The sequence below is a fragment of the Pantoea sp. YR525 genome, from assembly GCF_900116775.1.
Taxonomy (GTDB): Bacteria; Pseudomonadota; Gammaproteobacteria; order Enterobacterales; family Enterobacteriaceae; genus Pantoea; species Pantoea symbiotica.
In genome coordinates, this window is record NZ_FPBU01000006.1 from 338934 (window position 1) to 357353 (window position 18420).

General features: G+C 53.7%; 17 protein-coding genes. 10 read left to right on the forward strand and 7 right to left on the reverse strand.

Annotated features, from left to right (window positions below):
• The first annotated feature begins 125 nt into the window (after window positions 1-125).
• Window positions 126-1553: an amino acid permease gene (locus BM323_RS14675; protein ID WP_008108083.1), complete on the forward strand. Its 1428-nt coding sequence runs from the start codon at window positions 126-128 to the stop codon at window positions 1551-1553.
• 8 nt (window positions 1554-1561) lie between these two features.
• Here the strand turns inward: BM323_RS14675 and BM323_RS14680 are convergent, their stop codons facing one another.
• Window positions 1562-2731 (reverse strand): ROK family transcriptional regulator, encoded by a 1170-nt coding sequence (locus BM323_RS14680; protein WP_008108081.1) that lies wholly within the window; start codon window positions 2729-2731, stop codon window positions 1562-1564.
• Window positions 2732-2921: 190 nt separating this feature from the next.
• Window positions 2922-3188 (reverse strand): hypothetical protein, encoded by a 267-nt coding sequence (locus BM323_RS14685; protein WP_008108079.1) that lies wholly within the window; start codon window positions 3186-3188, stop codon window positions 2922-2924.
• A 220-nt stretch (window positions 3189-3408) separates the two neighbouring features.
• Between BM323_RS14685 and BM323_RS14690 the strand changes: the two genes are divergently transcribed.
• Window positions 3409-3942 (forward strand): AAA family ATPase, encoded by a 534-nt coding sequence (locus BM323_RS14690; protein ID WP_091004067.1) that lies wholly within the window; start codon window positions 3409-3411, stop codon window positions 3940-3942.
• Window positions 3943-4184: 242 nt separating this feature from the next.
• Complete coding sequence (locus BM323_RS14695) at window positions 4185-4394, forward strand: DUF6434 domain-containing protein (protein WP_008108075.1); 210 nt, start codon at window positions 4185-4187, stop codon at window positions 4392-4394.
• 75 nt (window positions 4395-4469) lie between these two features.
• Here BM323_RS14695 and BM323_RS14700 read toward each other — a convergent pair whose 3' ends face one another.
• A complete protein-coding gene (locus BM323_RS14700) occupies window positions 4470-4718 on the reverse strand; it encodes a hypothetical protein (protein ID WP_036649381.1) in 249 nt (82 codons plus the stop codon).
• Window positions 4719-5310: 592 nt separating this feature from the next.
• On the opposite strand from BM323_RS14700, the gene BM323_RS14705 reads away from it, so the two are divergent.
• Genes BM323_RS14705 through BM323_RS14725 form a run of 5 tightly spaced genes read left to right on the forward strand, consistent with a single transcriptional unit; the run spans window position 5311 to window position 10335 of the window.
• Window positions 5311-6558, forward strand: coding sequence for an extracellular solute-binding protein (locus tag BM323_RS14705; protein ID WP_061719064.1), 1248 nt, complete (start codon window positions 5311-5313; stop codon window positions 6556-6558).
• A 9-nt stretch (window positions 6559-6567) separates the two neighbouring features.
• Window positions 6568-7476 carry a carbohydrate ABC transporter permease gene (locus BM323_RS14710; protein WP_008108071.1) on the forward strand — a complete coding sequence of 303 codons (909 nt, stop codon included), beginning with the start codon at window positions 6568-6570 and terminating at the stop codon, window positions 7474-7476.
• Complete coding sequence (locus BM323_RS14715) at window positions 7466-8305, forward strand: carbohydrate ABC transporter permease (protein WP_008108069.1); 840 nt, start codon at window positions 7466-7468, stop codon at window positions 8303-8305. The genes BM323_RS14710 and BM323_RS14715 overlap by 11 nt, the downstream gene beginning before the upstream one ends.
• The gene (locus tag BM323_RS14720) at window positions 8302-9249 is read left to right on the forward strand and encodes a carbohydrate kinase family protein (RefSeq protein WP_008108068.1); all 948 of its coding nucleotides are present in this window, start codon (window positions 8302-8304) and stop codon (window positions 9247-9249) included. Before BM323_RS14715 ends, BM323_RS14720 begins: the two co-directional genes overlap by 4 nt.
• A gap of 3 nt (window positions 9250-9252) precedes the next feature.
• Window positions 9253-10335 (forward strand): ABC transporter ATP-binding protein, encoded by a 1083-nt coding sequence (locus BM323_RS14725; RefSeq protein WP_008108067.1) that lies wholly within the window; start codon window positions 9253-9255, stop codon window positions 10333-10335.
• 269 nt (window positions 10336-10604) lie between these two features.
• Here BM323_RS14725 and bamA read toward each other — a convergent pair whose 3' ends face one another.
• Together bamA and BM323_RS14735 are read right to left on the reverse strand one after the other, a co-directional pair.
• Window positions 10605-13037 (reverse strand): outer membrane protein assembly factor BamA, encoded by a 2433-nt coding sequence (gene bamA, locus BM323_RS14730; protein WP_008108066.1) that lies wholly within the window; start codon window positions 13035-13037, stop codon window positions 10605-10607.
• A 195-nt stretch (window positions 13038-13232) separates the two neighbouring features.
• On the reverse strand, window positions 13233-14642 hold the full coding sequence (locus BM323_RS14735; protein ID WP_091004039.1) for an MFS transporter: 1410 nt from the start codon (window positions 14640-14642) through the stop codon (window positions 13233-13235).
• A gap of 115 nt (window positions 14643-14757) precedes the next feature.
• Between BM323_RS14735 and BM323_RS14740 the strand changes: the two genes are divergently transcribed.
• Window positions 14758-15612 (forward strand): helix-turn-helix transcriptional regulator, encoded by an 855-nt coding sequence (locus tag BM323_RS14740; RefSeq protein WP_008108064.1) that lies wholly within the window; start codon window positions 14758-14760, stop codon window positions 15610-15612.
• 4 nt (window positions 15613-15616) lie between these two features.
• On the opposite strand, the gene BM323_RS14745 is transcribed toward BM323_RS14740, so the two are convergent.
• Window positions 15617-16609 carry a glycosyltransferase family 32 protein gene (locus BM323_RS14745; protein WP_008108063.1) on the reverse strand — a complete coding sequence of 331 codons (993 nt, stop codon included), beginning with the start codon at window positions 16607-16609 and terminating at the stop codon, window positions 15617-15619.
• A 335-nt stretch (window positions 16610-16944) separates the two neighbouring features.
• Between BM323_RS14745 and BM323_RS14750 the strand changes: the two genes are divergently transcribed.
• Window positions 16945-17652, forward strand: a complete 708-nt coding sequence (locus tag BM323_RS14750) for a phage antirepressor KilAC domain-containing protein (RefSeq protein ID WP_175501713.1) — start codon at window positions 16945-16947, stop codon at window positions 17650-17652.
• 186 nt (window positions 17653-17838) lie between these two features.
• Here BM323_RS14750 and BM323_RS14755 read toward each other — a convergent pair whose 3' ends face one another.
• Window positions 17839-18330, reverse strand: coding sequence for a GNAT family N-acetyltransferase (locus BM323_RS14755; RefSeq protein WP_008108061.1), 492 nt, complete (start codon window positions 18328-18330; stop codon window positions 17839-17841).
• Window positions 18331-18420: the final 90 nt, after the last annotated feature.

Consider the following 18420-nt stretch of genomic DNA (forward strand, 5'->3'; position numbering starts at 1 on the left):
TTTATTAATTTCGTTTTTCTTTCATCTATTTAAGCGTGCCTCTTTAAGGTTCAACTCCTTATTTGCCATTGATGCTTGTGGGCAGGCATCGTCATGCGTTTTTTTGCCAGACTGAAGGAATCATTGTGTCTAACAAACCTACACAAGGGCAGATTCAGCCTGCTCGGGCACACGACGCCCCGCAAAAACTGCAGCGAGGTCTGAGCGAACGTCATATTCAGATGATCGCGCTGGGTGGTTCGATCGGTACCGGGCTATTTATGGGCGCAGGACGCAATATTGCGGTGGCCGGAACCTCGATATTAATCATCTATATTCTGGTCGGGTTCTTCAGCTATATGGTGATGCGGGCGATGGGCGAAGTGCTGCTTAGCCGGCTCGACTATCGCTCTTTTGCCGATTTTGTCGGTGATTACCTCGGCCCTAAAGCCAGCTTCTTTCTCGGTTGGTCTTATTGGCTAAGTTGGGTGGTGACCTGCATTGCGGATGTGGTGGTGTGTGGCGCGTATATGCAGTATTGGTTCCCGGAAATGTCGGCGTGGATACCCGCGTTGTTCACCCTCGGCATTCTGTGTCTGTTTAACATGTTGTCGGTGAAGGCTTTTGGTGAAGCTGAATTCTGGTTTGCGCTGATCAAAGTGATTACCATCATCGCGCTGATTATCACCGGCGGATGGATGGTATTTACCGGCTGGACCTCGCCGGATGGCGTTAAAGCTTCAGTGCATAATCTCACCGATCCCGCCGTGTTTATGCCGCATGGCATCACCGGTTTTCTTGCTGGTTTCCAAATCGCGATTTTCTCGTATACCGGGATTGAGCTGCTCGGCACCATGACGGCGGAAACGCGCGATCCCGAGAAAATTTTGCCGCGTGCAATTAACTCTCTGCCGCTGCGGATTGTGATTTTCTACATGCTCTCAATGATGGTGATCATCGCGGTGACGTCATGGCAAGGCGTGTCGCCGGATACCAGCCCGTTCGTGACGCTGTTTGCCAAAGCCGGAATGCCCGCTGCGGCGGCGATCATTAACTTCGTGGCGCTCACTTCGGCAATGTCTTCCGCCAACAGCGGCGTCTACTCCAGCACCCGCATGTTATATGGCTTGTCCGTCGAGAAGCATGCACATTGGCAGTTCCGTATTCTGTCGCGCACCACGCGTATTCCGCTGCGCAGCCTGCTGTTCTCATGCTTCTGCATGCTGAGCGGCACCTTGCTGCTGTTCCTTGTGCCGAATGTGACAACGCTGTTCACCATCGTTTCAACGCTTGCCGCGATTCTGGTGATCTATTGTTGGGGCATGATTCTGGTCTCTTATCTGGTGTACCGTCGGCAGCGTCCGGATCTGCATCAAAAATCCAAATTTAAGATGCCCGGCGGCAGAGTGACGGCATGGGGAACGCTGATGTTCTTCCTGTTCTCGATGGTGATCATGATATTTGATCCCGACACGCTCGCCGCATTAGCCGCTTCACCGGCGTGGTTTATTGCGCTGTGGCTGTGTTGGAAGATGAAGGAGAAGCGGAAAACGGCAGTGAAGGTAGCGGCCTGATCGGGCCGTTACTTCATCAGCACCTGAAACTGCGGGTTGAATTCGTCGAATATCGGCAGCGCGGCGGCACCTAACGCGGCGGTATCGCTGCCGGTCATACCAACTTTGACGCGAGTGCCGGTGAGGTAGCGACCGCGCACCGATTGATAGAGCGGCGGCAGGCGGCGAATGATTTTATCCAGCAGCACCGCCGGCATCATGCCGCCAATGATCACGCTTTCGGCATCAAAAATGCACTCCAGCAGGTTAATCGCCTGACGCAGCGGCGTTAACACGGTATCGATCCATTTATCAAACAGCGCCGGATCGACTTCCAGCAAATCTTCCGGCAAAGCGGTCATCGGATCGAGCCCGCAAAACTCGTACGCCGCCTGCAAAGAGACGTAGCGTTCCAGACAGCCCTGATTGCCGCAATAGCATTCGCGTCCGCCCGGCTCCACCACCACATGCCCGACTTCACCAGCGTTATGCGCATGGCCGCTATAGACGTGGCCATCCATGATGATGCCCGCACCCAAACCGGTGCCGATGTAGAGATAGACAAACGAATTAAGCTGTCGCGCCACGCCATGAAAGCGTTCACCAATTGCCGCCACGGTTGCATCGTTTTCCAGCGTCACCGGCACGCCGCTCATCGCAGCAAGTTTGGCCTCGATATCCACCTGTTCCCAACCGTGCAGCGTCGTTGGCCCCATCGAAGAGATGCCCTCAACGCCAAACGGACCGGGCATCACCACGCCAATGCCCAGCACTTTCTGCCAGCGATCGCCCAGCTGCGTTTTGATCTCGCTCAGCACTTCGGCAATGCGCGCTAATGTGGCATCCGGTTGCGGCTTTTGTACCAGAATAAGGCGGCGGAAGTGAATTTCGCCGGTGAGATCCACCAGCACAATCAGCAGCGTTTGGTGATCAAGATGGATGCCGATCGAGAAGGCGCTGGCGGGATTGAGCGTCACCGGAATCGCTGGTTGTCCGCGTCCTTGTTTGCGCGGCGCACGGCTGGTGAGCAGTTCGGCCTGCTCCAGCTCCGCCACGATATTCGACACGGTTTGCGGCGTCAGCGCGGTTAGACGAGCCAGTTCGGCGCGGGTCAGTTCACCGTGCAGGCGAATGGCTTCAATGATCACGCGGCGATTGTGCGCCCGTGCATGTTCCAGATTGGTTCCCGACGTTTTCACCTTGCTCCCTTCCCTTTAATTCCACCCGCTGCGGATAGCCGCATCAATATCTATGATCGGCCACACATTTTACAACCCTTTCGGGAAGGTGAATGGGATTAACGTCTTTACGGCCATGAACTGGCAAGGTTGTGTTGAGGGTTGGGGCGTGGGTTTCGATAATTTTAACCTTGGCTGACCATCCCGACTGTTATTTGAGAAAGAGCCAACTAACCACGGCTACCACGCCCACTAACAACGATGCGAATACCGCGCCTGTTACGAATGAATGAGTTGTAGTTTGCTCTTCCTTACGGATGTCAATAAATCTGGCCAGCGCACGCTTTACATCCGGGGCGTTTAATTCTTCAAACTGCTTCTCATAGCCTTTAGCCGTAAGATCTGAAGCTCCCGCCATATCAGATCTCTCCAGCGCGGTAATGTGGTTACCCTTTTTAAAAAAACAGTACTCTGGCATGAGATCCTCCGAGAACAAAGTTGATGTTTGAAATAACATATCTGAGCAGGTATGACCGCGTAATGATGTCCGCATAGTTCCAAAAGCGGACGTTGCCAATTCCGCATATTATTATTACAGGTTAGCGAATCACTGAACTTGCCAGGTAGCATTTTAGTTACATAAAATGTTAATTAATCTTTTTTTATTTGAATTTATTGATTTTTTTAGGGAGCAACGAGTGAATGCTACTTTATCATTAGATGACCTTGGCCCACGCATATGCATTATGGGGCCATCGAATAGCGGTAAATCTACACTGGCAAAAGCAATCGCTTCTAAGACGTCATTACCTCTAATTCATCTTGATCAATTGCATCATTTACCTGATACAAAATGGGTTCCCCGTGAACCAAAAGATTTTTATCGGTTACATGAAGAGGCTGTTCGTGAAGAAAGGTGGGTAATAGAGGGCAATTACACAAAGTGTATATATCCCCGACTTGAACGTGCTACAGGGCTGATACTGCTTGATGTGCCAGTAGCGATAGCTTTGCAACGCTATATACGCCGATGTTACTCGTCAAAGCCTAGGATAGGTGGTCTCACTACCCGAAGGGAGAATGTTACGTGGGAAATGCTTAAATACATTGTGCATATTGCGCCTAAAAACCACCTCATCCACAGGAGGCTTTTCGAGCAGGCAACCATTCCAAAGCTGATGTTGTCATTACCTCGCGATATTAATGCCTGCTATCGAAACTGGGATATTTAATATTATTTTCAATAGATTATTATGCTTCCAATTAAAGTCCATCATTCATTAGGGCGGTAACTCGCGCAATTTAATAGCCGGCCACCTTCAACTTACAGTGAAGGTCATTAAATCTGTCTGCTCTTCGCTCACTGCAGCCCTTTCGCCCATGCATTGGGCAGTTTCGTGTAGAAGCGGGCATTTCAAATTCAGTGTGTTAAATTTAAACGCTGCTATCGTTTGTTTAAAACAGGAGTCCATAAGTGAACATCGACTGGCATAGTTCTTCATTAACACGTTCTACAATCGTGGATAAAAACTATAAAAATACACAAAACGTTCGCCGTTTCATGGTGGATGAGTGTGGTGCAGACTTCCGCTTTGATCGCGAGTTTATGGCCTGGATAAGAAATGATGTACCAAAAAATTTGGGTGATGTAATTGATGAATGGAGACGCAGACATTCACTCTAAAGCAGGAGCGGCCTGTCTTCGCTGCCAGTGAGGAACGCTTCGGGCCGATCAGTGCCAAGGTTGGACTCCAGCCCTTTATTCTCTTACTTTTGACAAGATTGCTCTGTACAGTTCAATGGCTCTCCAGATGTCATCCTGTGTATCTCCATCCCAATCAGGAACTGTAGCCAACTCGGATTTGAACTGCATAATGAGGATATGCGCATCTGCGACTTCATCCTTTCGACAATTTAATGCGATACGAGATATCGACATCGAAGATAGGCTTGAGTAGTGCGAAAAAGCGGTACGCTCAGCAGCAATTAGTTTTTGTAATTTTCTCATGTAATCTTTGCATCCTGGGCAGTGGGAGGGTAATGCATGGTAATTTTTACTGCCCGTAGAAACCAATTAAATAGCCGACTTTAATATGTCCGGTCCTCGCTCATAGCGGACTAAACGTTATTTTTAGCTGAGTCGCACAGAGTAACGTTGTTCATCCAGCCTAATAAATACTCGCCCAAGGCGCGGCATGAATATCTGAAATCTAAGCTAACAGCCGAAAATCTCATCCTAACCCGCTACTGATAACGCTAATTTTCCGCTGTGGAATGCACGTTCATGTAGCAAGTCCCAACGCATCTGCACCTAAAAAATGCACCCTGCAAAAGGTTATCGCCACCTTTTCACAATCGCCATGCTTTTAAACCCACACGAATATCTATGATCACCCACACATTTTACAACCTGTTTACCTGACAGCAGCAAAATTCTGTGCAAAGTAGTGTCCAGCGGCAAACGAGATTTATGCCCTGGCACGTCAATTGCTTTAGCTAACCGATGTCAGCCGCAGCAACCTGACAACCTGTGCGCGTTATTAAATCCATCAAATTGATTTAATAAAACACCCTCTTTTTGCATCAAGGCGGAAAACACCATGAAAATCCGATTCAACCCAGTCATAAAAGGATGTTTTGCAGCGGTTCTGCTTGCCAGCGTGGGCAACGCAGCAGCAGCAACCACATTGAATGCGCTGTTTATGACGCAGGCGGCGTATAGCGAAAATGATATCCGCGCTATGACGCAGGAGTTTCAGAAAGCGCACCCGGACGTGCAGGTTAATCTTGAGTTTGTACCGTATGAAGCGCTGCACGACAAAATTGTCGCGGCGCGTGGCGCGGGCGGTAACGGCTACGATGTGGTGCTGTTCGATGCCATCTGGCCGGCAGAATTCACCAAGTTCGATCTGCTGCAGGACGTCAGTAGCCGTATCAGCGCCGACGAAAAGGGGCAGATTTTCCCCGGCGCGATGAACACCGTGGAGTTCAAAGGCAAAACCCTTGGTATGCCTTGGATCCTCGATACCAAATATCTCTATTACAACAAAGCGATGCTGGAAAAAGCCGGTATCACTACGCCGCCGCAAACCTGGCAGCAGGTGATGGATGACGCACGCATCATTAAACAGAAGAACATCGTGAAATATCCGCTGGTGTGGAGCTGGTCGCAGGCCGAAGCGCTGGTATGCGATTACACCACGCTGGTATCCGGTTTCGGCGGCAAGTTCTATAACAACGACAAACTCGATTTCTCCTCCCCGGCCTCGCTGCAAGCGGTGAAGCTGATGAAAAGCTCGCTGGATGAAGGCTTGAGCAATCCGGCTTCACGCGAATATCTGGAAGAGGATGTGCGTAAAGCCTTCTCCAACGGCGATGCGGCGTTCGCGCTCAACTGGACCTACATGTACAACATGGCCAACGATCCGAAGCAAAGTAAGGTCGCCGGTCAGGTGGGCATTGTTCCCGCGCCAGGTGATGCGCCTGGTAAATTCGGTGCGGTGAACGGTTCGATGGGCTTGGGCATCACCAAAGGCAGCACCCACGCGGATCAGGCATGGCAATACATCAGCTACATGACTTCGCAGCCGGTACAGAACAAATACGCCACGCTGAGTCTGCCGATCTGGAAAAGCTCGTACCAGGATCCGGCGGTGCTGAAAAACCAGGAAAGCCTGATCGCGGCGGCGGATAAGTCGCTCAACGTGATGCTGTCGCGTCCGGAAACCGCCGACTATTCGCGTCTCTCCAACACGCTGCAGCAGCAATTGCAGCAGGTGCTGGTTGGCAGCGCAACGCCAGATGCCGCGCTGCAAGCGGTAGATAAGAGTGCGGCGCGTCTGCGCTAAGGGGCAACAATGCTGAGTTTGCGTCAACGCGAACAACGGCAGGCATGGGTGCTGCTGGCACCCATGCTGTTGGTGATGCTGTTGCTCACCGCATGGCCGCTGTTACGCACGATCTGGCTGAGTTTCACCGATGCCGCCCTGATTGGCAGCGGTGAAGCGCCGGGCTGGATTGGCTTTGAAAACTACCTGTTTGCGATCACCGATGCGGATTTCCGCAGCTCGCTGTGGCGCACGCTCTATTTCACCGTGGTATCGGTGGCGATTGAGGGTGTGATCGGCGTGCTGGTGGCGCTGTTGCTGAACCAGAAATTCGCCGGTCGCAACCTGCTGCGCGTGCTGGTGATTCTGCCGTGGGCGCTGCCGACCATCGTTAACGCCATGATGTGGCGTCTGAACTTCAACCCGGATTACGGCAGCATCAACGCCCTGCTGACGCAGTTGGGCATCATTGATGGCTATCGCAGCTGGCTGGGTTCGCCGGATTCGGCGCTCAACGCGGTGATGTTCGCCGATATCTGGAAAAACTATCCGCTGGTGACCTTGCTGGTGCTGGCGGCACTGCAATCGATTCCCGACGATCTGTTTGAAGCCGCAAGGTTGGATGGCGCATCGGCGTGGCGACGTTTTCGTGCCATCACCTTCCCGGCGATTGTTGGCCCGCTCAGCGTGGCGCTGGTTCTGCGCACCATCGACGCCTTCAAAATCTTCGACATCATCTACGTGATGACGCGCGGCGGGCCGGTCGATAGCACCAAAACCCTGAGTTTCTACGTTTATCAGGAGTCGTTTAGCTACTTGCGGGCCGGCAGCGGCGCGGCTTACGCCATGTTGATGACCTTGCTGTGCGCGGTGCTGATCACGCTTTACATGTTGTTACTGTGGCGGCAGCGCCGCAAAGGAAGCGCTCATGAAGGTTAAAATGCGCCATGTTGGCAAATACGCCGCCGCGCTGCTGGTGGCGTTCTCAGTGTTAGCGCCGATGGGCTGGCTTTTTTTGATGAGCGTCAGCGCCGCCAGCGATCTTACCCGCGTACCGCTCGAGTGGCTGCCGCGCCAGTGGGATTTCACCCGCTACGGCAAGCTGTTGTCGCTGGAGCCAGGCCAACCGGGTGTGCTGTTCCTGCATGCGCTCGGCAACAGTTTGTTAGTCGCCACGGGCGCGACAATCATCTGCTTGCTGCTGGCGATTCCAGCGGCGTTCAGCTTCTCGCGCTATCGCGGGCGCGACGGCTGGCTGTTCGCCTCACTCGCCATCTATATGGTGCCGCCGGTAGCGTTCGTGCTGCCACTTTACTTCCTGTTGCAGCAATTCGACCTGCTCAACACGCGACCCGGATTGATCATCGTCTACTGCTCGCTGATTTTGCCGTTCCTCACCTGGATGCTGAAAAACCAGTTCGATACGCTGCCGCAGGATATTGAACAGGCGGCGCGACTCGATGGCCTGCGCGTCTGGCAAGTGCTGCTGCGCATTACGTTGCCGCTGGCGAAGCCGGTGCTGGGTGCCGCAGCGTTGTTTGGTTGGCTGCTGGCGTGGGACGAATTTTTCTATGCGCTGCTGTTTACCAGCAATATCGCCGCACAAACTTTGCCGGTCACCATTGCCGGTTTCACCGCCGGGCGCGCCACCGATGATGGCTTGATCGCTGCCGTCGGCATTCTGGCGTCGGTGCCACCGCTATTTATTGCCATCTGGCTGCAAAAGACGCTGGTCAGCGGCCTTGCCAGTGGCGGGAGTAAAGGATGATTGAACATAAACTCACCGCCACGCTGTATGTGGTGGGCAATATTAATGTCGATTTGATCATGGGCACGCTGGATAACTGGCCGCAGCGCGGTACCGAAGTGATGTTGAATCACAGCGAACTGCGTCCCGGCGGATCGGCGGGCAACTGCGCGCTGGCGCTGGAAGCGATGCAGGTGCGCCATCGCGCGGTGGCTAATCAGGGCGATGATGGCCTGAGCGCCTGGCTGGCGAGTCATTTTCCGCACAGCGCCGCGCACTGGACGCGCTATAGCTGCGAAACCTCGCTAACCGTTGGCGTGACGCATTCGGATCACGAGCGATCCTTCCTGAGTAATCTCGGCCATATCGTGCAACTCACCGCGCAGGATGTGCTGGATCAGCTGCCTGCTAAAGCGGCTGACGGCGATATCGTGCTGCTGTGCGGCACCTTCTTGTGCCTGCATCTGTATGACGAATATCCGGCGCTGCTTTCAGAGCTACAGCAGCGCGGTTTTATCACCGCTGTTGATACCGGCTGGCCGCCGCAGGGCTGGACGGACAAGGTGCGCCAGCAAGTCAGGCAATGGCTGCCGTTGTGCGACTGGCTGCTGCTCAATGAAGTGGAAACGCTGGGATTGGCGGCGAAAGACGACTTGCCTGCCAGCGCGCACATGCTGGCGCAACAGCTGAGCGGACGCGGCGGCTGCGTGGTGAAATGCGGCCCGCAGGGCGCGCGCTGCTGGCAGGCCGAACATTCCGTGAGTCAGCCTGCGCGTCCGGTCACGGTGGTGGATACCATCGGCGCGGGCGACAGTTTTAACGCTGGATTCCTCACCGCCCTGCTGCATCAGCAAGATCTCAATACGGCTTTGCAATGGGGTATTTCGGTGGCGTCACTGGCTATCAGCACCCTGCCGCGTCGTTATCCCGACTGGCATCAACTGCAACTTTCCCAGGAGTTTTAAATTATGGCCAGTGTTGAACTCGTAAAAGTGGCCAAACGCTACGCAAAACAGTCGGTGCTGCATCCGCTCGATCTCACCATTCCTGACGGCAGTTTTACCGTGCTGGTGGGCCCATCCGGCTGCGGAAAGTCGACGTTGCTGCGTTTGCTGGCCGGGCTGGAGAGCTTATCGGATGGCGCGATCCTGATGGATAAAGTGCAGATCAACGACCGCGATCCGGCCGACCGCGATATCGCCATGGTGTTTCAGAGCTATGCGCTCTATCCGCACTTAACCGTGGCGGAGAATCTGGCGTTTCACATGCAGGTGAAGAAGGTGAAGCGCGAGGAGCAGCAGAGCAAAATCGCGCGCATCGCCGGAATTCTCGGCATCGATAAGCTGCTGCAACGCTATCCGCGCGCGTTGTCGGGCGGACAGCGTCAGCGTGTGGCGATGGGCCGCGCGATGGTACGAAATCCCAAAGTGTTCCTGTTCGATGAGCCGCTGTCGAACCTTGATGCGCAGCTGCGCATGGAGTTGCGCGCCGAGATCAAATCGCTGCATCAGCGTTTCAAAACCACCATGGTTTATGTGACGCACGATCAGGTTGAGGCGATGACGCTGGCCGATCAAATTGTGGTGATGAAGGATGGGCGCATCGTGCAGCAAGGCGCACCGCTGGCGATTTACGATCGTCCGGCGGATACCTTTGTCGCGCGCTTTATCGGCTCACCGCCGATGAACCTGTTACCGGCACAGCTGATCGACCGAGATGGCGTGGCTGGCGTGCAGTGTCAGGATCTGTGGCAGCCGCTGCCCGCGCGCTGGCAAGCGGTGGCGCGCGAGCGTGCAGGCGCAGCCGTAACGCTCGGCGTGCGCCCGCACGATCTGCTGGAAGCCAGCAGCAACGCCGCAGCGTTGGTGAAAGTGGTGGAGATCACCGGCGAATCCACTTTGCTGCATCTCGAATGGCACGGTCAGCCGTTGCACATGCAGATTTCTGGCCGTCACGCAGCGGTGAGCGGCGACAGCATTATGCTGGGCTTTAACGCTGAGAAGATTCATCTGTTTGATGCGGAAACGGGGATGCGTTTAATCGAATCGTGATCGTCTGTTTATAAGGTCGCCATAAATGGCGCCCCTACAAAACCCGTTGTCGTAGGGTCGCCATTTATGGCGACCACTCTAACAAATAAAAAAGCCACCCAATCTGGGTGGCGAAATACAATTAATCAGATGCATAACAACGATATTCGCGAACACTCATTCCATAAGTATTGCACGAGCGGTATTTTACCCTGTTGGCTAATTTATTCTGTCTTCACCGTTTAAAGATAATGTAAAACTCATCTCATCATTTAACGATTTAAATACAGCTACCAGGTTTTACCGATATTAAACTGGAACTGCTCCGACTTATCGCCCTCATATTTCTTAATCGGCAACGCATAAGAAAACACCAGCGGGCCCAACGGTGATTGCCATTGCAAAGCCACGCCGCTCGACACTCGAATCTGGCTGGGATCGCCATAGTCGGAAATACCCGCCGCTTTGGTGGAGGCAGTGTTCTGCCAGCCGGTATCCCACACGGTGCCGGCATCGACGAAGAATGAGGTACGCAGCGAATCAGCATAGCGCTCGCTGATAAACGGCGTTGGCACAATCAGCTCTGCGCTCACCACCGCCATCGCATTACCGCCCACCGCATCATCTGATTTCTCTACCGGGCAAGCCCCGTAACTGCTTTCGCTGCCGCTGCAGCGGTAATAGGCGGCTTTTGGTCCGATGGTGTTGGAGGAGAATCCGCGTACCGAACTGGAGCCGCCGGCATAGAAGTTGTCGTAGAACGGCACTTCTTTGCCGCCTAAGCCGTCGGCGTAACCGGCTTTACTGCGGCCCATTAACACCCAGCGATGATCGCTGCTCAGCGGCAAGTAGCCGTTGGCGGTCAGCGTGCTTTTGTAATAGCTGTTAGTGGAACCTGGAATCGTCACTTTGGTGTTGAAACCGGCGCTCACGCCCGAGGTAGGGAAGAAGCCGCGATCCAGTGAGTTGTAGCTCCAGCCAATATTCCAGAAGAAATCGTTGGCGGTAAATTTGTCTGCAACGGTGGCATCGTCATCGTCGTCATCACTGGTGATGACTTTTGGATGAATGCCCTCCGAACCCAGATAACGCCACATTGCCACCTGCGGCGCCATATTGCTGACGCGGTTGTAGACGTAATCCAGCCCGCTGTTCACGCTGCTGTTTTCACCGATCGGGAAGCTCAAGGTGCTGCCTGCACCGAAGCTTTTCAGCGTGTATTCGGAGAGATCGTTATCTTCCGCACTGTAATCGTTATAGAACAGCTTGCCGCCCAGACTGACGCCATCCACAGTGAAATAGGGATCGGTGGCGGCGATTTCGACATAGGTTTGATAGCTGTTTTTGGTGCCGCTAAAACTTACGGTGTTGCCGGTTCCCATCCAGTTATCCTGGCTGACGCCAAGCTGATAGCTGATGCCGCTGTCGGTACCGTAGCCCAATCCGACATTAAAAGTGCCGGTATTGCGCTCCTTCACTTTATACACCACGTCCACCTGATCCGGGCTGCCCGGCACGCGCTGTGTATCGACATCTACGCTCTCAAAATAGCCGGTACGATTAAGCCTTGCCTTGCCCTGCTCCACCTGATTGCTCGCCAGCCACGCGCCTTCCATCTGACGCATTTCACGACGAAGCACCGCATCTTTCGAAGTGTCGTTGCCTGAAAAACGCACCTGTCGCACCGAGAAGCGTCGCCCGGCATCGACATTAACGTGTAACTGCACGGTTTTATCGCTGTCGTTAATTTCCGATTGGGTATTCACCTGCGGGAACGCATAGCCGTATCGACCGAGCAGGCTTTTAATCGCCTCTTCGTTTTCAGTGATTTTTGCCCCGCTGTATAAGGTGCCCGCTGGCAACTGCGCCAGTTTTTCAATTTCGGCGGAATAGCCAGCCATATTTCCCGTCAGCGTTACGCCGCTAACATGGTAAACATCGCCTTCATGAATATTTATCGTAACGTAAAGATGTTTTTTATCCGGCGTTAAACTGACCTGTGTGGAATCGAGATTAAATCGTGCGTAGCCGCGATCAAGATAATAACTGCGCAGCGTCTCTAAATCGCCCGAGAGTTTCTGCTTCTGATATTTCTGGTCGGCGATGAAATTCCACCACGGCACATCATCGCGCAGTTGGAAATGCGAAATCAGTTCATCCGATGAAAAAGCCTGGTTGCCTACAATATTTATCTGCTGAATTTTTGCCGATACGCCTTCGGTGAAAATGAACTTCAGATCGACGCGGTTGCGCGGCAATGGCGTGACCACCGCTTTGACGCTGGCGGTGTATTTCCCGGCGCTGTAATAAAAATCCTCGAGCCCTTTTTCCATATCCGCCAGCGTGGTGCGGTCCAGCGCTTCACCCACGCGTACGCCTGAGGCATCAAGGTTCTGCTTGAGCTGATCCTCTTTAATCGCTTTGTTGCCAGAGAACGAGATGCTGGCAATCGCCGGGCGCTCTTTAACTTTAATCAGCAATGCATCGCCGTCACGCAGCACCTGCACATCTTCAAAATTGCCGGTGGCGAACAGCGCACGGATGGTGTTGCGAATATCATCATCATTGACGCGATCGCCAATACGCAGCGGCATATGCAGCAGCGCCGCGCCGGGTGCGACGCGCTGCAGTCCAGCAAAGTGAATATCCTTTAGGGTGAAATCATCTGCACCAAAGGCGGTGGTGGTTACCATGAAAAGTAACCCGGTTAACATCTTCTTCATCTGTTGTGAGCCTGCCGTTTTTCCTGTGCCTGAACCACATAAAAAACGGGCTGAACACGCGGTTCAGCCCGTTAACTGCGGCGATATGTTCCGGAAAAAAGACCGCTGAGCCAAAGGTAAATTCAGCGCGACTCACGGATTTTCGGTTGTTTTACAATAAGGTGGAAAGCTCCTGCTGAAATCTGCTCACAAGAATTACCCTTCCGCCGTTAACGGCTGAAAGGTGCGGCGATTGAGGCTGGTGAAGATCACCAGTAATGCCATCATCACCAGCTCAACGCCGAGCGTACCGGTGATTGCCGCCAGATGATTGCCGTGCGTGTAGATCTGTGTGAATACGCCGCCCAGCAGCATCGGGCCTAAACCCAGCGCCGATTGCTGCACCGTTGAAAGCACCGCACTGCCCGCGCCCGCCTGATGATGCGGCACGCCGCTCATGCCAATGCGGTAGAAGGTGCTGACAATAAACGACTGACCAAAGCCAATCAGCACCGTCGCGGGGATCAGTGTGAAGATACCGACCTGCGGCCAGGCGAGTTGAAGCGTGGCGATCAGTGCCAGTAAACCAACCATCTGAATGCCGCAGCCCATCAGCAAGGCACCGCGCTTACCTAAACGCTCAACGATACGCGTCGATTGCATCGCCCCGATAAAATAGGCCACGCCCAGCGCGATAAACGCATTCCCGGACTGAAACGCCGTCAGCCCTAAACCGGCCTGCAGCGTCAACGCCACTGAGAACATAAAGCCGCTCCAGCAGGAGAAGAACAGCACCGCCAGCGTCAGACCAAATCGCACGCTCGGCAGACGCAGCAGTGACGGCGGCAACAGCGGCGCGCCGTTGGCCGCTTCCAGACGCAGCGAACTCTGGCGCAAACGATGCAGAAACAGCGGGAACAGCACCAGCAGCAAGATGCACGGCCACGACCAATGCAGCAGGGGACCGAGCGCCAGTGCCAGCATCAGGCAGCCAATCGCGCCCGCCAGCAGCAAGGTGCCACTGACATCCACCGGCACGCGTTGGGTGTTCTGCGTTTCCGGCACAAAGCGGCGCGCGGTGATCAGCACAAACAGGCAAATCGGCAAATTGATCAGGAATACGCTGCGCCAGCCGTAACCGCCGATATCCGCTTTGATAAGAAATCCGCCCAGCACCTGACCGATGATAAACGCCAGCCCGCCGATGCCGCCGTACAAACCGATGGCGCGCGCATGCGCTCTGCCCTTCAGCGTGATGTGCAGCGTGGCGAGAATTTGCGGCACGATAAAGGCCGCGCCCACGCCTTGCAGCGCGCGGGCAAACATCAATAGGCCGACGCTGTTAGCGATGCCGCATAATAAAGATGCAATACCGAAGATCCATACTCCAGCAAGGAACACGCGGCGGCGGCCATAATTGTCACCGAGCCGCCCGCCCATCGCCAGGCAGATGGCAAAGGCGATGCCGTATACCGCGACGATCAGCGCCAGCTCGATCGCTGTGGCCTGCAGCGTGTGGGCCATCGCGTCTAACGCTACGTTAACGATAGAAAAATCAATCATGGGCAGCAGCTGCCCGGCAAGCAGGACCATCAATCCTGTGCGTTGAAGTTGCGATGTCTGCATCGGTTTTACCTTGTTTTTGCTGTCAGTACGGCATAGCATCACCTAACCATTAAACGGGTACCAGTTCTTGTTTATCATGGTATAAATACTACCCGTCTTGTCGAAGGATCTGCTTATGAGCCTGGCATCCGCGCCTGTTACCACCGAACAAAACAACCGCAAATTACTTGGTACTTTTCTGCGCACGCGCCGCGAAAACCTCGATCCTAATCGGCTTGGTTTGCCGCGCATGCGCCATCGCCGCACGCCGGGTTTACGCCGTGAAGAAGTCGCGCAGTTAGCGGATGTTGGCGTGACCTGGTATACGTGGCTGGAACAGGGTCGCGACATCAAAGCCTCACCAAAAACCCTGACGGCGATTGCCAGCGCGTTGCAGTGCAACGATGTGGAAACGCAGCACCTGTTTTCGCTTGCCGGACATGCGTTGCCTTCGGTGCGCGTGGTGGCAGCCTGCTGCAAAATTGCTGCGCACAATCAGCAGATGCTCGACGCTATCCAGTTACCGGCAATTATTGAGACACCGCGCTTTGATATCCTCGGCTATAACGCCGCGTGGTGTGCCTTGATGGGCGTCGATTTGGCCGAGATCGCGCTGGAAGATCGCAACTGCATCTGGCTGGCATTCAATCATCCCGCATGGCGCAAAGCCATCAGTGACTGGGATGAAGTGATGCCTCAGATGGTGGCGATGTTTCGCGGGCAGATGGGCGAGCACCTTGGCGATCCGCACTGGGAAAGCTTCCTTGCCCGTTTACTAAACAGTTCAGATGAGTTTGCGCACACCTGGCAGCGCTATGAATTGGGCCAGGTTGAGAATCGCGTGAAACGCTTTTACCGCGACGAAGTGGGTGAACTGACGCTGCGGCAAAATAACTGGTGGTCAGCGTCGCGCAACGGCGATCGCCTGCTGGTGTATGTGCCGGACGATGAAACCAGCGCCGCGGCACTACAGCAGTTGATCAATCCCTGATGCGCTATGCCTTGCTGGTCAGCGCCGGAAGCGGCGTCTGCGGGCGGGCACCTTTCTGGCTGGTTAACAGAATCTGACCCAATAAGCTGTCTTTGTTCACCACGCCATATTTCAGATTGGTGTCGAGATATTTGCGATCAAATCCCGTCAGTTTGGTCAGCGGCGGCAACACTGCTGGCAGACGATCCACCATCAGCATGCGGCTCAGCTTCACCGGACGCCACTCCACCAGACTTTGATACAGCAAGGCGCTGGCCTCGCATTTACGCAGGTAGAAGTTGTACTGATTGTTCTCACGCAACGCCTGCTGCTGCGCGATATACACCACCAGATAATCCGGTGGCGTGATGCCCTGCACAATGGTTTCGTAATCGGGCAACGCGAGCAGACGACAGAAAAATTCATCGGCGCCTACTTCCATAATCGGGCGGAAAAAGTGCAGCCAGCGTGCAATGAAGGCGTTATTTTTCGGCGCGGCCAGGAACCAGGATTCGATCACCGGATAGGCTTTATCCAGTGTGGAACTGTCGCGGTAGAAGGCGATCAGGTCATAACGATCGTCAACATTCACCGCCAGCAATTCGTCCATCGTTCGGTTGAGGATGATGGTGGCATCCATCCAGATTCCGCCATAGCGATGCAGCAACTCCAGCCGGATCACGTCACTTTTATGGGAAGGACGCATATCCTGATGTACGAAGTGCAGATCGGGCAAATAGTGCTGGATGTTCAGGTTATTGATGACCGTTACCAGATAACCGGGGTTTTCACGCACGATCTTGTCGACAAAAATCTGCACTTCTTGCGGCAGCGTTTCGCTTTCCCAGTACATCCAAATCTGACGCGGAATGGCTGCGGGTGCGGTCTGGCGTGCAACCAAATTAATATCCTGCTCTGCGGCGGGATTGTAATCGGGCAGCGTTCGGCGTTTGGTCAGCTTTTTTTCCGCCAGTAAACCTAATGAGACCAGATGGGTTTTAAATTTATTCTTTTTCATCGTTTCTCCAGCAGCACAGCCGCCAGTTAACTACTTATTGCTGTTAAAAAGGCACACATCAGCCCTGCACGTAATGCTGCAGAAAGCCGATAAAAGCCCGGAAAATTGGCTCAAAATTAGCAAACAGCCCTCATCGCGACAATTTAATAAACCGCTAAACCCTCACTTTAAGAGAATACGCAGGCATTACGTAGGACTGCGCTGGCTTTGTGAAACGTTACGCAAAGCTGAACATCTTACGTGAACGGTTAAAAATAATACTGGATATATAAACAGTGTTGCGTATACTTATTCAACAGCTACAAGGCTGAGTAAGTCTGCAAGAGGTGATAATGATGATGATCTCAACAGAAAGTCTGTCTGCTTTGAATGCATCGATGATGATGAGCAGCCGCGAAATTGCCCATGTCACGGGCATCACGCACGGCGAAGTGAAGCGCCTGGTTAAAAGCCTGGAAACCGCACAGCGTCTTTCCCAACCTTTGACGGTGAATCTGTATGAGCATCAGGGTGAAGTGCGTCAGGAGTTTCGTCTCAACAAACGCGATTCATTACTTGCCGTTGCCCGGCTTTCGCCTGGCTTCACTGCGGAATTACTCGATCTTTGGCAGCAGCGCGAACAATTTACCCATCTACCTGATTTCACTAATCCAGCAGAAGCGGCCCGCGCCTGGGCGGAACAGTTTGAGCAGCGCCGTGCGGCTGAGCAACAACTTGCATTGTCTGCACCCAAGGCTGAATTTTTTGATCGCTTTGTTGAGATCGAAGATTCACTCGGCTTTCGTCAGCTGTGCAAGATGTTGAAGGTCAAGGAAACCGAGTTTCGTGAGTTCCTGTTAGAACGCAACATCATGTACCGCGAAAAAGGCACGCTGGCTCCGCAGCAGCATCATATGCAGGCGGGTTATTTCACCTTGCGTTCCGGGCGTGGCGAGAATCAGCATGCTTTCTCACAAGCGCGTTTTACCGCCAAAGGCGTGAAATGGGTGGCCAGTTTATGGGCGGGACATCTGTCGGCTCAGCCGAAAGGTGTGGCTGCTTGAGGGGAGATTCGGGCCGCCATGAATGGCGCAATGCTCGTCAGTTAAGCGCCTTTCGGTCACCATAAATGGCGACCCTACAAAGGTTTGGCGCGTTTTTCGTAGGGTGCGCATTCATGCGCACCTGCATACATATGCAAATCAATGTTCAACTGAGCGGCATTATGCCATTCATGGCGACCCGACGAATTACAGTGTCATCAGCATCTCATGCCACGCCATGCCGCCGTGGTCTGACTCGGACGGTTTGACGTACTGATAGCCCCATTTTTTATACAGCTCGACGTGCTGGGTTTTGCACATCAGATGAATGGTTCGCTTATCCATTTTCTTCATCAGGTCGATAAACTGGCGCATCAGCAGCGACGCATAACCTTTGCCCTGATAAGCAGGATCAAGCACCACCGACATAATGATGGCGTTCGGTGCTGCGGGATCGTGGCCGATTAACTCTTTGAACGCTTCATCCGACATCACCACATCCCACGCGCAACCGGCGTTGATAAAGCCAATCACCTTGCCGTCTGTTTCCAGACATAAAAATCCCTGCGGATACTGCGCGATGCGGGTAGCAATCTTTTCACGCGTGGCGGCTTCATCACCTTCGTAAGCCTCAATCTCAATCGCGTAACAACGATCCACATCGGCCAGCCTGGCTTCTCTAAATACTAACGTCGACACAACTAAACCTCTTCGAGTCACTTCTGAACAGCGGTCATTCTAACAGGCCGAATGTCCCGGTGCGTATAAATGCGCCAGCCCTTTGTAGGG